Source organism: Paracoccus sp. L-17 (assembly GCF_056857655.1).
In genome coordinates, this window is record NZ_JBSXNM010000035.1 from 55,905 (window position 1) to 70,229 (window position 14,325).

The window sequence follows — 14,325 nt, forward strand, 5'->3', positions numbered from 1 at the left end:
GGAGAATGCCAACCTTGTCCGACCACGGTTTCGTCTGCTCCCTGGGACGGACATCGCGCCGCATCATGTTTGCTTCCCCAGAACGCCATTTCCCGTCGGGCTGACTTGGGCGCGGTCGATGGCGATGTTTGGCAGCGTGCCATCGACCGCGTTTCCTGTCGTCGTTCTTTCCCTTCTCGCAGAACAGCCCGCAAAGGCCCGTCAGGCCCGCGCCGTTTCTCGCGCTTGACCGCGGCACCTATTTGCCCGTCATGACCTCGTCCTCGGCGCGCATTCCGCCGACCACGCCCAGCGATTTCAGCTTGCGGTGCAGGGCGCTGCGCTCCATTCCCACGAATTGCGCGGTGCGGCTGATATTGCCGCCAAAGCGGTTGATCTGGGCCAGAAGATATTCCCGTTCAAACATCTCGCGCGCCTCGCGCAGCGGCATGGCGGTGATCTGCGGACCAAGGCTCAGCGCGTCGCTGTTGTCGGGCGTAGCCCCCTGCGGCTCCAGTTCCGAGGGCTGGATCGGACCGCTGCCCTCGGCAAGGATCAGAACCCGTTCGATGACGTTGCGCAACTGGCGGATATTGCCCGGCCATCGCATCGATTGCAGCGCCGCGACCGTATCCTCGGGCAGATCGCGCGGGGTCAGGCCCTGCGTCTTGTGGCATTGTTCGATGAAGGCACGGGCCAGCAGCGCGATGTCGTCGCGTCGTTCGGCCAGCGACGGCACCGCGACCGGCACCACGTTCAGCCTGTCGTAAAGCTCTTGCCGAAAGCGGCCGGCCTCGATCTCGACAGGCAGATCGCGGTTGGTCGAGGAAATCACCCGCAGGTCGACCCGCACCTTGTCGGACCCGCCAGACCGCGCGAATTGCTGTTCCGTCAGCACCCGCAAGATCTTGGACTGGGTGCCCAGCGGCATGTCGCCGACCTCGTCGAAATAGATCACCCCGCCATGGGCCTGTTCCAGAAGGCCCGGCTCGATCCCGCGGTCGGGCGTTTCGCGGCCGAACAGAACCTCTTCCATCCGGTCTGGTTCGATCGTGGCGCAAGGAACGGTGATGAAGGCCGCATTGGCGCGCGGACTGTGGGCATGGATATAGCGGGCCGAGATTTCCTTGCCCGTTCCCGGCTCGCCCGACAGCATCACCCGTCCGTTCGATCTGGCGACCTTGTCCAGATTGTCGCGCAGACGTTTGAAGGACGCGGATTGGCCCAGCATCTCGGCGGTCCGGTCGCCGCCCCGGCGCAGGCTGCTGTTCTCGCGCCGGAGGCGGCTGGTTTCCATGGCCCGGTTGATGACCACCATCAACTGGTCGATGTTGAACGGCTTCTCGATGAAATCATAGGCGCCCTGCCGGATCGCGGCCACCGCGATCTCGATATTGCCGTGTCCCGAGATGATGATGACCGGCACGTCCGGGTTGTTGCGCCGGACCTGTTTCAGGATGTCGATCCCGTCCATCCGGCTGTCCTTGAGCCAGATATCGAGGATCATCAGCGCGGGTTCGGCGGCGTTCAGCGCGCCGACGGCCTCGTCTGAATTTGCCGCGAGACGTGTCTCGAAGCCCTCGTCCCTCAGGATGTCCGCGATCAGTTCGCGAATGTCGCGTTCGTCGTCGACGATCAGAATGTCGCTCATATCGTTCCCGCCTCGTCAGTTTCTCTGGTTTCCTTGTCGCGGCCCTTGCGCCCCGTGCCGCGAACCGGGTGCCGTTCGCGCGGCAGCCGGATTTCGGCAACCGCGCCCGGATGATCGGGCGCATCCGTCAGCGACAGGCTGCCGCCATGTTCCTCGACGATCTTCTTCACGATGGGCAGGCCAAGCCCGGTTCCCTGCGCCTTCAGCGTCACATAGGGTTCGAACAGGCGCGACCGATCGGCGGGCAGGCCGGGGCCGTTATCGGCGATCGCGATCGCAACCATGTCGGCATCGGCGCGCAAGGTGACCGCGATATGCGCGGTCCAGCCCCGGGGCGCGGTCGTTGCGCGTTCCTCGACCGCCTCGCCGGCATTCTTCAGAAGATTCGTCAGCGCCTGACGCAACATTCCGGGATCGCAATCCACGACCACCGGCTGATCGGGGATGCTGACCTCCAGTGCGCCGCCAAGCGCGTCCTGCTGCAGCAGCACGACCTCGCGCAGAAGCGCCGCCAGATCCGTCTCCGCCCGGTCTGGTTCGGGCATCCGCGCGAAGCGGCTGAATTCGTCCACGATCCGGCGCAGATCGCTGGTCTGGCGGATGATCACCTCGACATACTGATCCAGCGCGGCCTTGTCCTCGGGGGCCGCGAGCGGTGTGAACTTGCGCCGCAGGCGTTCGGCCGAAAGCTGGATCGGGGTCAGCGGGTTCTTGATCTCGTGGGCCACGCGCCGGGCCACGTCACCCCAGGCGGCCATGCGCTGCGCGCTGACCAGTTCAGTCACGTCATCGAAGGCCACGACATAGCCTTCCAGATTGCCGTCGGCTCCGCGCCGCACCGCCATGCGGACCAGCAGGCTTTCGATGCGCCCCTCGCGCGCCAGCCGGACCTCGTCCTGCACGGCCTCGGCCACCGATGCCGACAACCGGTCGAACAGCGGCGCGAATTCCGGCACCGCCTCGGACAAGAGCGCGTCGATGTCGCCGCCGGGATCCAGCCCCAGCAACCGCGTGGCCGAGCGGTTGACGAAATCGATCTCGCCCGCCGCGTCCAGTCCGATCACCCCGGAAGTGACCGAAGTCAGCACATTGTCGAAAAGCCGACGCTGATCGTCGCTGGCCCGATAGCTGTCCACCAGTTCCTGCCGCTGCGCCTTCAATTGCCGGGTCATGCGGTTGAAGCTTTCGCCCAGGGTCTGGATCTCGTCGCCGGTATCGGGCTCGGGCACCTGGACGTCCAGATCGCCGCGCCCGACCCGTTCGCTGGCCAGGGCCAGCGCGCCGATGGGCCGCGACAGGCGGCTGGCGAACCACAGCCCCATCCAGATCGCGGCCGCGACCAGCAGCAGCGCGAAGCCCAGATAGACCAGCGAGAATTCGAACAGAACCTGCCCGCGCGTCTGTTCCAGTTGGCGGTAATCGCCCACCGTCGCGCGGGTATCGTCAAGCAATCCCAGAAGGTTGCCGTCCACGTCCCGCGTGACATAGAGATAGCGGTCAACCAGCGGCGGCAGCGCCACCAGCGCGCGGAATTCGTTGTTCTTCCAGTCCTCCAGCAGCACCAGCCCGTCGCGCTGCGCGCGATCCAGATCCTCCGCCGTCGGCTGTTCGTACCAGAACAGATAGCTGCGTTCGCCGCGCGCGCGGATCTCGCCCGCGCCGTTGATGATATAGGCCTCGCGCAGCCCGCGCTGGATCAGGGCCTGGCCCTGGACCAGCAATTGCCGCATCTCGGCATCCTCGATCATCGGATTGACACGTCCGGCCTGCGTCAGCACCCCGGCCAGCGCGCGCGCGTCCTCGGTCAGATCGCGACGATGTTCTTCCTGATAGGCCTCGGCCGCGGCCTGCGAGGTCGTCACCACCTGCTGCACCCGCCCCGAGAACCAGCCCTCGAGACCGATATTGACCAGAAAACCCGCGAACAGCGCGACCAGCACCGTCGGCACCAGCGCCAGACCCGCGAAGATCGCCACCAGCCGTGCATGAAGACGGGATCCTGCCGCCGAAGCCCGCCTGGCCGCGATCAGCCGTGCCATGCGCAGCACGACAAGACCCAGAAGAACGATCAGATAAACAAGATCCAGCAGCAGGATCAGCCGCAGCATCCGGCTGGCCGCGCCCTGGCTGAATGGACCAAGCACGGTCATCGTTGCCACGGCCAGCACCGCGCCCAGCCCGAGAACGGACCAGGTCAGGAAACCACGCCATTGCCGCGGCAAGCGGATGCGCGCCAACCTGTCCCAGCTCAGCCCTGATGCGGACCCTGCCATAACCCCCACTCGCCGTCTCTCGCGGCTTTGCTGTTGCCGGGCCGTAACTGCGGCGCGGCACCCTGTGGCGGTTTTACATCAGTTTGCGGCGCCGTGTCACCTCGATATTCAACTCGGTCAGCTTCTTGCGCAGCGTATTGCGGTTGATGCCCAGAAGATCGGCGCATCTCAGCTGATTTCCCCCCGTCGCATCCAGCGCGACCTGAAGCAACGGACGCTCGATCTCGCGCAGGATGCGGTCATACAGACCCGGCGGCGGCAGCGCGTCGCCGTGCAGATCGAAATAGCGTTGCAGATGCGCCTCGACCGAATCCGACAGCCGCGCATTGCCCGGCGGCAGCGGAACCGCGGCGGCAGTGCCCGGCGCGCCGTCGCGGAGCGCGGCGGTTTCGGTCGCGACAGAGGCCATGCCTGCGCCGCCCCCCTGCTGGTTCAGCGCCTCGCGCATTTCGACGGCGGTGACGACCGGGCCGGCGGCGATCAGGGCCAGCCTGCGCATCATGTTTTCCAGCTCGCGGACATTGCCGGGGAAGGGATGGGCGCGCAGGGCCGCCGCCGCCTCGTCGGAAAGGCTGCGTTCGGGCAGGCCCTGGGCCGCGGCGCGTGCCAGCAGATGCGCGGCCAGCGGCAGGATGTCATCGACCCGTGCGCGCAGCGGAGGCACCGAGACGGTGACGCCGGCAAGCCGGTAATAGAGATCCGATCGCAGTCGTCCCGATGCCACATCGGTCTGCGGATCAGGGCCGGTCGTGGCCACGATGCGCGGAGCCTGCGCCCGATCGGGGCCGGTTTCCATCGCCTCGATCAGCCCGATCAGACGGGCCTGCGCGCCCTGATCGAAGCCTGCCGGGTTCTCGATCACGATCGAGCCTCCGCGCGCCTTCTCGGAGGCGCGGCCAATCGCCTCTGGTCCGGCATCGGCCGAGGTCAGCACCGCCAGCCCCCGGCCGCGCCGGTCCGACAGGTCGTGAAAGGACCGCGCGATGGTGGTCTTGCCGACGCCCGGCTCGCCCGCGATCAGGACCGGCAGATCGGCGTTCAGGATGCGCGCGACCATGCGGAACAGGTTTTGCATGGCGGGCGCATGACCGATCAGCGGCATCGCCGGATCGGCGCCCTGGCGCGGCGCGGGGTCAGGTTCGGGTGCGGGTTCCGATTTGCGCGGGCGGCGTGACAGGGCAAGGTTCGCCTTGCTCATCAGGTCGGGCAGATCGAAGGGCTTGGGCAGATATTCGAACGCCTCGGCCTCGGTCGCACGGATCGCGGTGACGATGGTGTTCTGGGCCGAGATCACGATCACCGGCAGATCGGGCCGCGCCTGCCGGATGGCGGGGATGCGGTCGATGCCGTTGCCATCGGGCATCATCACGTCGGTGATGACCAGATCGCCGCGCCCCTCCTCGACCCATTTCGACAATTGCGCCAGGCTGCCGGTCGCGTGAACCCGGCAGCCCGCGCGGGTCAGCGCCTGGGTCAGCACCGTGCGGATGGTGCGGTCGTCGTCGGCGATCAGAACGGTTCCGTCCATGGCGTCGGTCCTTATGCCTTGGGAAGCGAGATGCGGAATACGGTGCGGCCGGGGCGGCTGTCCACGCGGATCAGCGCGCCGTGGTCGGTGATGATCTTGCTGACCAGCGCCAGGCCAAGTCCGGTGCCGTTCTCGCGGCCCGAGACGAAAGGCTCGAAGATCTGATCGGCGATCGCCAAGGGCAGTCCGGGTCCGTTATCCTCGATCGCGATCTGCAGGGGCAGCGGCCGACCCGTCGGGTCGGCTTCATCGGGTGGCAGGCGCAAAATATGGTCATAATGGCTGTGCAGCCTTATCACCGGCAATTCGGTGCCTTTCAACGCCTCGGCCGCGTTCTTGACGAGGTTCAGACAGACCTGCGTCAGCTGGTCGGGATCGGCCAGGGCGGGCGGCAGCGACGGGTCGTAATCGGCCACGATCTGTACCCGCCTGCCAAAGCCCACCTGGGCCGAGCGGCGCACCTTTTCCAGCACGTCGTGGATGTTGACCGGCCGCAGTTCGGGCGGCGAGGTATCGCCGAACCGTTCCACCTGTTCCAGCAGGGCCGCGATGCGGCGGGTCTCGCTGACGATCATCTCGGCCATCTCGCGATCCTCGGCCGAGGCGTTCATGCCCATGATCTGCGCCGCGCCCCGGATGCCTGCCAGCGGATTCTTGATCTCGTGGGCCAGCATCTCGGACATGCCGATGGCGCTGCGTGCGGCGGTGCGCACGGCGCGGTTCTGATACTGCATTCCATGGTCGTCCAGCGGCACAAGCAGCAGCATGACGGCGCCGCCGGCCTCGCCCGCCGGCGCGGCATGGACGGCGGCGCGGCGATCCTGATGCCCACCCGCACGATCGCCGATCTCGAACAGCACATCGGCGTGATACAGCGCCTCGTCGCCCCGCAGCACCCGACCGATCAGCGCCCTGAGCGAGGGGCGGATGCGCACCCGCTTGCCCATCGATTCACCCTCCAGCGCCTTGCCGATGGTCGAATTGCGCGAGACGTTGAGCCAGATCTCGGCCGAATCGTTCATTGCCGCCACCCGGCCCTTGGCGTCCAGGATCAGCGCCGGCAGAGGCATGACCATCCATCCCGGCCCCGGCGCGGCCTCGCGGAAATCGGCCGGGCGCGGGCTGGTCATGCGGCGCGGTCCCCGCGAAAGGACGCGGATCCGCCGTCGGGCACGGCCTCGGCAAAGGCGCGGCGGATCAGCGCCGTGGCGGCGGCCGGGCTGTCTGCGCGCAGCATCTCGGCCCGCAGCGGTGCACTTGCGGCCTCGGCATACCAGCCCAGATGCTTGCGCGCGACGCGCAGACCCAGCTCGGCCCCGTAGAAGTCCAGGATATCGTGATAATGATGTTCGACCGCGTCGGCCAGGGCCGGGCCTTGCGGGATTTGCGGCGCGGGCGTGCCCCAAAGCTCGTGCGCGATCCGCGCCAGCCGCCAGGGCGCGCCCTGCGCCCCGCGACCGACCATCACCGCCTCGGCCCCCGAGGCCGCCAGCGCCGCCCGCGCGCTGGCCGCATCCACCACATCGCCATTGGCGACCAGTGGCGGGCGGCCCGCGATGTCGGCCACGGCGCGGATTCGCGCCCAATCCGCGCGGCCCTTGTAGAACTGCGTCCGCGTCCGGCCGTGAACGGTCAGCATCCGGACCCCCGCATCGGATGCGCGACGCGACAATTCGGCCGCATTCAGGCAATCCTCGTCCCAGCCCAGCCGCATCTTCAGCGTTACCGGCACCGACACCGCGCGCACCACCGCTTCGATCAGGGTCAGCGCATGATCCGGATCGCGCATCAGCGCCGCGCCCGAAAGCCCGCCGGTCACCTTCTTGGCCGGGCAGCCCATGTTGATGTCGATGATGGCCGCGCCCATTCCCTCGACGATGCGCGCGGTCTCGGCCATGGGGCCTGCCTCGCGGCCGGCGATCTGGACGCTGACGGGCAGCGCGCCTTCGGTCAGCGCCTTGGCGCGGATGGCGGCGCGGGTCGAGGGGCGGGGTGTCACCATCTCGGTCGAGGCGACCATTTCGCTGACCATCAGCCCGGCGCCGTGTCGCGCCACCGCCCGGCGAAAGGGCAGATCGGTGATTCCCGCCATGGGCGCAAGAAACACCGGCGGTCCCAGTCGCGTGTCGCCAAGGCGGATCGGTTCGGGCTGCTGCATTCTGTTGTTCCTTCACCTTGCTTGGGGCAGTCGCAAGGATGCTGCGGCGATGATCACTTGCGCCCGAGACGACACCGGCGCAACTGCCTTCATAATACGCATTCCGCCCGTTTAGAAGGCAGGTCCAGGCGACCGCTGGTGTCGCAAGCGGGGGCCCTGCGGGTCGCATCCTGACTGGCCATCGGACGTCGCGCGTGATTGGATCGGGCCAGCTTGGCCAAGGGGGCGGGATGTTTCTGTCGGTGTTCGATCTGTTCAAGGTGGGTGTCGGCCCGTCCTCGTCGCATACGATGGGGCCGATGGTGGCGGCCGCGCGGTTTCTGGCCGCGCTGCGCGACCAGCCCTTCCGCGCCCACGGGCTGACGGCCAGCCTGCATGGCAGCCTGGCCTTTACCGGCAAGGGTCATGCCACGGATCGCGCCACGATCCTGGGCCTTGCGGGCTTCGAGCCTGCGACGATGCAGGCCGAGGCGGCCGAGGCCGCGCTGGCCCGCAACCGCGAAACCCGGACCCTGACGCCGCCCGGCCTGCCCGAGATGGCCTTCGATCCCGAACGCGATCTGCAATTCGATTATGACAAGCCGCTGCCCGGCCACGCCAACGGCATGACCCTGTCGGCAAGGGACGCGCAGGGCGATGTGATCTTTCACCGAATCTATTATTCGGTCGGCGGCGGCTTCGTTCTGACCGACGAGGAACTGGCGCGAAAAGGCAACGAGGATCGCAGCGACGCGGTGTCGAAAGTGCCCTTTCCCTTCGCCAGCGCCGCCGAAATGCTGGCCATGGCTGAAAAATCGGGCATTTCCATTGCCGCCATGAAGCGCGCCAACGAACTGGCCTTCCGCAGCGAATCCGAACTGCGCGAGGGGCTGGACCGGATCTGGCGGGTCATGCGCGACTGCATGGATCGCGGCTTGTCGGCCACGGGAAACCTGCCGGGCGGGCTGAACGTGCGCCGCCGCGCGCGCGGCATCCACGAAAAGCTGATGGCGGAACGTGGTATGAACCTGACCGCGCCGCACGTCATCAATGACTGGATGTCCACCTATGCCATGGCCGTGAACGAGGAAAACGCCGCCGGAGGACAGGTCGTCACCGCGCCCACCAACGGCGCGGCGGGCACGGTTCCCGCCGTGATCCGCTACTGGCTGGATCATGTTCCCGGCGCGACCGAACGCGATCTGCCCGATTTCCTGCTGACCGCAGCGGCGATCGGCGGCTTGATCAAGCACAATGCCTCGATCTCGGGCGCGGAATGCGGCTGCCAGGCCGAGGTCGGCAGCGCCTCGGCAATGGCGGCCGCCGGGCTGGCGGCGGTCCTCGGTGGCACCCCTGGCCAGGTCGAGAACGCAGCCGAGATCGCGCTGGAACATCATCTGGGCATGACCTGCGACCCGGTGAAGGGGCTGGTCCAGGTGCCCTGCATCGAACGCAACGGCCTGGGTGCGATCAAGGCGGTCAGCGCGGCCAGCCTGTCGCTGCGCGGCGATGGCACGCATTTCGTGCCCCTGGACGCGGCCATCGAGACCATGCGTCAGACCGGACGCGACATGTCCGAGAAATACAAGGAAACCTCGCTGGGCGGACTGGCAGTGAACGTGCCGAACTGCTGAGACCGGCTTGCCGGCAGCGGCTTCGCGAAAGCCCGGGCGATCGACCATGTCGGCGCGCACGCGCCCCCGACCTGCCGGCGCCGGCATGACCGCGGGCTGCCGCGGCGCCGTTCCGGTTGCCCGGGCGATCGGTGTCAGGGCTGGGGCGGGGCCGGCGGCTGGCCGTGGCGCGCGTCGGGCAGGCCGTGGGTGCCGCAATCGCGCAGGGGCTGACGCAGCAACAACCACAGTCCAAGGGCAAAGGCCCCCACACCGACGAGCGGACCCCAATACAGCGTCAGCCAGCCCAGAACCGGCACGCCCAGCACGATCATCGTCCAGAAGGCGACAAAACGATGCCTTTGGCGCAAGTACGGGATCAGGCTGGCCAGCAGAACCCAGGCGGCGGCCGCCGCGACCGAACCGATGGCAAGCAGTGTCACGCGGCCCGTCCTTGCAGACGCGCCGGAAGCGCATTGGCCCAGCCCGAGATCGTGCCCGCGCCCAGGCAGACCACCATATCGCCCGGCCGCGCCTGTTCGCGGACCAGCCGTTCCAGATCATCCTCGTTCAGGATCGCGCGCGCGTGGCGGTGACCATGGGCGATCAATCCGGCCACCAGATCGTCGCGGGTGGCGCCGGGGATCGGATCTTCGCCGGCGGCATAGACATCGGCGATGGCGACCACGTCGGCCTCGTTGAAACAGGTGCAGAAATCGTCAAAGAGGCTGGACAATCGCGAAAAACGGTGCGGCTGGTGGACCGCGATCACCCGACCCTCGGTCGCCTGGCGGGCGGCTTTCAGCACCGCCGCGATTTCTACCGGGTGGTGGCCGTAATCGTCGATGATGGTGACGCCGCCGACCTCGCCCACACGGGTGAATCGCCGCCCCACGCCGCCGAATTTCGCCAGCGCCTCGCGGATCTCGGCCTTCTTCATGCCCAGATGGCGCGCCACGGCGACGGCGGCGAGGCAGTTCGAGACGTTGTGGTCGCCCGGCATCGGCAAGGTGCAGCGCTCGATCATCTCGACCGCGCCCTTGTCGTTGGGGCCTTCGCCCTGCAGCGCGATGTCGAAATGCGCGATGCCCTTGTCATAGGTCAGGTTCATCGCCCGCACATCGGCCTGGGCATTGAATCCGAAGGTCACGACGCGGCGTTCGGTCAGCCGGCCGACCAGCGACTGAACCTCGGCATGATCGGTGCAGCAGACCGCAAGACCATAGAACGGGATCGAGGATGCAAAATTGTAAAAGCCCTGCCGCAGCGCATCGAAGCTGCCCCAATGTTCCATGTGTTCGGGGTCGATATTGGTGATGATGGCGATGTCGGTGGGCAGGCGATTGAAGCTGCCGTCGCTTTCGTCGGCCTCGACCACCATCCATTCGCCCGCGCCCGCCCGCGCATTGCTGCCATAGGCGTGGATGACGCCGCCATTGATGACGGTCGGGTCCAGGTTGCCCGCGTCCAGCAATGTCGCGACCATGGTGGTGGTGGTGGTCTTGCCATGGGTGCCGGCGATGCAGATGTTGGATTTCATCCGCATCAGTTCGGCCAGCATCTCGGCCCGGCGGACGACCGGCAGGCCGCGGCGGCGGGCCTCTTCCAGTTCGGGGTTGCCCTTCTTGATCGCGGTCGAGATGACCACCACGCCGGCCTCGCCCAGGTTTTCGGCGCGCTGCCCTTCGAATACGGTCGCACCCAGGGTTTCCAGGCGGTCGGTGATCTTCGAGCGTTTCGCATCGCTGCCCTGGACGCGGTAGCCCAGCGTCATCAGCACCTCGGCGATCCCCGACATGCCGATTCCGCCGATGCCCACGAAGTGAATGGGACCAAGTTCACCGGGCAGTTTGGTGGCGGCATTCATCAGGCAATCTCCGTGACAAGGTCGTAAAGGCGGCGCGCGGCATCGGGACGGGCCAGCGACAGCGCGGCCGATGCCATGGCGCGCGCACACGCGGGATCGGTCAGGATCGCCTGCATGTCGCGCGCAAGGGTTTCGGGGTCAAGCGTCGATTCGGCACGCAGCAGCGCGGCGCCGGCATCGGCCAGGGCCCGCGCATTGGCGGATTGGTGGTCGCCCGCGGCAGCGGCGAAGGGGATCAGGATGGCGGGCCGGCCGATCACCGTGATGTCGGCGATGGACGAGGCACCGGCACGGCTGATGACCAGTTGCGCCCGCGCCAGCCTTTCGGGAACATCGGCGAAGAAGGGCTGCACATCCGCCGTTACGCCCGCCGCATCATAGGCGGCGGCGACCCGATCCGCGTCCTCGGAGCGGGCCTGATGGCTTAGGCGCAGCCGGGTGCGCAGATCGGCGGGCAAAACGGCAATGGCGGCGGGAACCATGTCGGACAGGACGCGCGCGCCCTGACTTCCGCCGATGACCACGAGGTTCAGACCGCCTTCATCGGGATCGGCATAGGGACTGGCCGCGTGGTCCAGGACCGAGGCGCGGACCGGATTGCCGGTATGGATGCCCGCGACCCCTCGCGGCAGCGCGGTCGGCCAGATACCGCAGGCGATGCGATGGACACGCGCCGCGAAAAGGCGGTTCACGCGGCCCATGACGCCGTTCTGTTCGTGGATCATGCGCGGCAGCCCCATGCTGAGCGCCGCCGACAGGGCGGGAATCGTCGGATAGCCGCCGAAGCCTATGACGACCGAGGGCCGGTCGCCGGCAAAGGCGCGGCGCGCGGCCATGATGCCTGCAGCGATCGTGAAGGGCGCGGTCAGCTTGCCAGGAATGCCCCCGCGCGCCGTGGTGGCTGCGGGAACGATGCTGCGCTGGACCGCGTCGGGAAAGGCCCCGGCATAGCGCGCGCCGCGTTCGTCGGTGGACAATGCGACGCGCCAGCCCTCGGCCAGCATCAGCTCGGCCAGGGCCTGGGCGGGAAACATGTGCCCGCCCGTGCCGCCGGCCGCGATCAGCGCAAGCGGTGCGGCCATCAGCGGCCTCGCCGCAGGATCTCGGCCATTTCGCCCTGTGGGCGGGCCCGGGTCAGCGCCAGCAGCATTCCCATCGTGATGCCGGATGCGATCACCGATGAACCGCCATAGCTGACGAAGGGCAGCGTCATGCCCTTGGCCGGCAGCAGCCGGACCGCGACGCCCATGTTGATCAGCGCCTGCACGCCAAAGGCGCAGGCCAGCCCGGTGCCCGCGATGCGGGCGAAGGGATCGCGTTCCCGCAGCAGACGCAACAGCGAGCGGCTGACGATGGTGGCGTAAAGCAGGATGATCGCCAGAACCATGATCGTGCCATATTCCTCGGCCGCCACCGCGATGATGAAGTCGGTATGGGCGTCGGGCAGCGACCACTTGACGGTGCCTTCGCCCACGCCGACGCCGAAGAAGCCGCCTTCCTGAATCGCGTTGGTGGCATAGCCGATCTGCGTGCGGGGATCGATCTCGGGGTTCAGGAATCCGTTGATCCGGCGGGCGAAGTGTTCCGAAGCCCCATAGGCGAAAAGACCGCCCAGGCCAGCGATGCCGGTAACGCCCAGCAAAAGCACCATCGGCGCCCCGGCCACGAAATACATCACCAGCCAGGCAAACAGCACCAGCGAGGCCTGCCCGAAATCGGGTTGCAGGGCCAGAAGCAGGACCACCACCATCGCCGTGAAAAAGGAATACAACCGGCCCGGCGGGCCTCCGACCTCCTGGCTGGCGGCCATGAACCAGGCCGAGAGCGCGACGAAGCCCGGCTTCAGGAACTCCGACGGCTGGATCGAGACAAAGCCCAGGCTCAGCCAGCGCGTCGCGCCCTTGCCGAAATCGGTGCCGAAGAAAGGCAGCGCCCCGAGCAATGCGAAGGCCGCGATGAAGCCAAGCACGCCCAGCCGCCGGACCTGCCGCGGCGACAGCATCGAGACGACCAGCATCACCAGCAGCGCCAGACCGCCAAAGATCGCCTGGCGCTGGACATAGTAGAATCGCGGCAGGTCGTTCTTTTCGGCCAGCGGCACCGATGCCGCCAGCCCCAGAAGAAGGCCTGTCGCAAAAAGCCCCACCACGCAGGCCAGCGCCCACCTGTCCAGGGTCCGCCACCAGCGTGGAAGAATCGGATCCCCCGCCCTCGCGGGGGTCGTGCCAAAGACCATCTCGGTCATGGGAATACCGCCGTCACTGCCTCTGCCTCGTCCGGTTTTCCCGGATCTGAGACAGAGAATAGCGCGGTTTTCCGCCCCGCGCTACAGCCGAATGCAGCCTTTGCACGCATAAGTTGCATTTACGCGCCTCAGCGCGCGCCATGGCTGCGGTCATAGCCGTTCGGTGGCGGCGGCGACCAGCCTGCGGGCGTCCGGGCGGGCCGGAACATCTGCACCGAAAGCGGATAGCAGCGCGCCGCATCCGAGGAATGTTCGGCCGAACAATCCCCGCCCGGACAGGCGGACAGCGCCCCCAGCAGGTCGATTTCGGCGAAGAATTCCAGATAATCGCCGGGCCGGACGGGGCTGGCCTTCATGAAATATCGCCCGGAATCACGGGCGAAGCCGGTGCACATGAAGACGTTCAGCACATCGTGAACATGGGCCTCGGCCTGTTCCGGCGTCAGGCCCCGCGCCCCGGCCAGTGCGCGGATCAGGTTGGAATGGCAGCAATGATGATAATGCCCGCCCGTCAGCAAATTATGCGTATAGGGATCGCAGCGTGTGCCGATCACATCGTGGACGCTGCCGCCGAAATCGTCGATGCCATACCAGGCCAGCGTGTCCTCGGTGATCGTGGCCATCGGCCGCAGGCCTGGGAACGAGGACCACAACCGGTCGCCCGTGCTCAGATGGCTGCCATGCAGGGCCCGGGTCTTGCCGGAATAGAAGCGTTCCGACAGATCCGCCGACCACAGGTTCAGATCCCCGACCTGGGGTCCCTCGATGCAGAGGATGCGGAAGAAATGGCCGGCGGGCACCGTGAAACAGCGCGCCTCACGAGGCGGGACCACGATTTCGTCCACCTGCCGCCAGCCGTTTCGCGCGGCCAGAAGGCCGGGCAGATCCGGCTGCGGCAGTGTCTCGACGGGATAACAGTCGACAGGGATCGCGGCGCGGCGTGCCCCTGCATCATCGGGTTGGTCCTGCATCGTCTTTCCCCCTCTTCATCACGCGCGATCCATCCACGGCAGCGCCACGATCCACCAGGCA

At 67.3% G+C, this 14,325-nt stretch carries 11 protein-coding genes; 1 reads left to right on the forward strand and 10 read right to left on the reverse strand.

Annotated elements, in window-relative coordinates; all coding sequences use genetic code 11:
- Nucleotides 1-238: 238 nt before the first annotated feature.
- The 5 genes from ntrX to dusB all read right to left on the reverse strand — a co-directional run bounded on the left by ntrX (nt 239) and on the right by dusB (nt 7,589).
- Nucleotides 239-1,630 carry a nitrogen assimilation response regulator NtrX gene (ntrX, locus tag AC13CR_RS08095; protein ID WP_292955821.1) on the reverse strand — a complete coding sequence of 464 codons (1,392 nt, stop codon included), beginning with the start codon at nt 1,628-1,630 and terminating at the stop codon, nt 239-241.
- On the reverse strand, nt 1,627-3,903 hold the full coding sequence (locus AC13CR_RS08100) for a sensor histidine kinase NtrY-like (RefSeq protein ID WP_292955824.1): 2,277 nt from the start codon (nt 3,901-3,903) through the stop codon (nt 1,627-1,629). The genes ntrX and AC13CR_RS08100 overlap by 4 nt, the downstream gene beginning before the upstream one ends.
- A gap of 73 nt (nt 3,904-3,976) precedes the next feature.
- Complete coding sequence (locus AC13CR_RS08105) at nt 3,977-5,431, reverse strand: response regulator (protein WP_292955827.1); 1,455 nt, start codon at nt 5,429-5,431, stop codon at nt 3,977-3,979.
- Between the two features lie 11 nt (nt 5,432-5,442).
- Nucleotides 5,443-6,561, reverse strand: coding sequence for a two-component system sensor histidine kinase NtrB (locus AC13CR_RS08110; protein ID WP_292955830.1), 1,119 nt, complete (start codon nt 6,559-6,561; stop codon nt 5,443-5,445).
- On the reverse strand, nt 6,558-7,589 hold the full coding sequence (gene dusB / locus AC13CR_RS08115) for a tRNA dihydrouridine synthase DusB (RefSeq protein ID WP_292955833.1): 1,032 nt from the start codon (nt 7,587-7,589) through the stop codon (nt 6,558-6,560). Before dusB ends, AC13CR_RS08110 begins: the two co-directional genes overlap by 4 nt.
- Before the next feature lie 230 nt (nt 7,590-7,819).
- Here dusB and AC13CR_RS08120 point away from each other — a divergent pair, with 230 nt between their 5' ends.
- Complete coding sequence (locus AC13CR_RS08120; RefSeq protein ID WP_292955836.1) at nt 7,820-9,202, forward strand: L-serine ammonia-lyase; 1,383 nt, start codon at nt 7,820-7,822, stop codon at nt 9,200-9,202.
- Between the two features lie 134 nt (nt 9,203-9,336).
- Here AC13CR_RS08120 and AC13CR_RS08125 read toward each other — a convergent pair whose 3' ends face one another.
- The 5 genes from AC13CR_RS08125 to AC13CR_RS08145 all read right to left on the reverse strand — a co-directional run bounded on the left by AC13CR_RS08125 (nt 9,337) and on the right by AC13CR_RS08145 (nt 14,264).
- A complete protein-coding gene (locus tag AC13CR_RS08125; protein ID WP_292955839.1) occupies nt 9,337-9,624 on the reverse strand; it encodes a DUF2484 family protein in 288 nt (95 codons plus the stop codon).
- Nucleotides 9,621-11,048, reverse strand: a complete 1,428-nt coding sequence (gene murC / locus AC13CR_RS08130; RefSeq protein WP_292955842.1) for a UDP-N-acetylmuramate--L-alanine ligase — start codon at nt 11,046-11,048, stop codon at nt 9,621-9,623. Before murC ends, AC13CR_RS08125 begins: the two co-directional genes overlap by 4 nt.
- Nucleotides 11,048-12,130 (reverse strand): UDP-N-acetylglucosamine--N-acetylmuramyl-(pentapeptide) pyrophosphoryl-undecaprenol N-acetylglucosamine transferase, encoded by a 1,083-nt coding sequence (locus AC13CR_RS08135; protein WP_446236291.1) that lies wholly within the window; start codon nt 12,128-12,130, stop codon nt 11,048-11,050. The genes murC and AC13CR_RS08135 overlap by 1 nt, the downstream gene beginning before the upstream one ends.
- Complete coding sequence (gene ftsW, locus AC13CR_RS08140) at nt 12,130-13,293, reverse strand: putative lipid II flippase FtsW (RefSeq protein WP_292955848.1); 1,164 nt, start codon at nt 13,291-13,293, stop codon at nt 12,130-12,132. The genes AC13CR_RS08135 and ftsW overlap by 1 nt, the downstream gene beginning before the upstream one ends.
- Before the next feature lie 128 nt (nt 13,294-13,421).
- Nucleotides 13,422-14,264 (reverse strand): urea carboxylase-associated family protein, encoded by an 843-nt coding sequence (locus AC13CR_RS08145; protein WP_292955851.1) that lies wholly within the window; start codon nt 14,262-14,264, stop codon nt 13,422-13,424.
- Between the last annotated feature and the right edge of the window lie 61 nt (nt 14,265-14,325).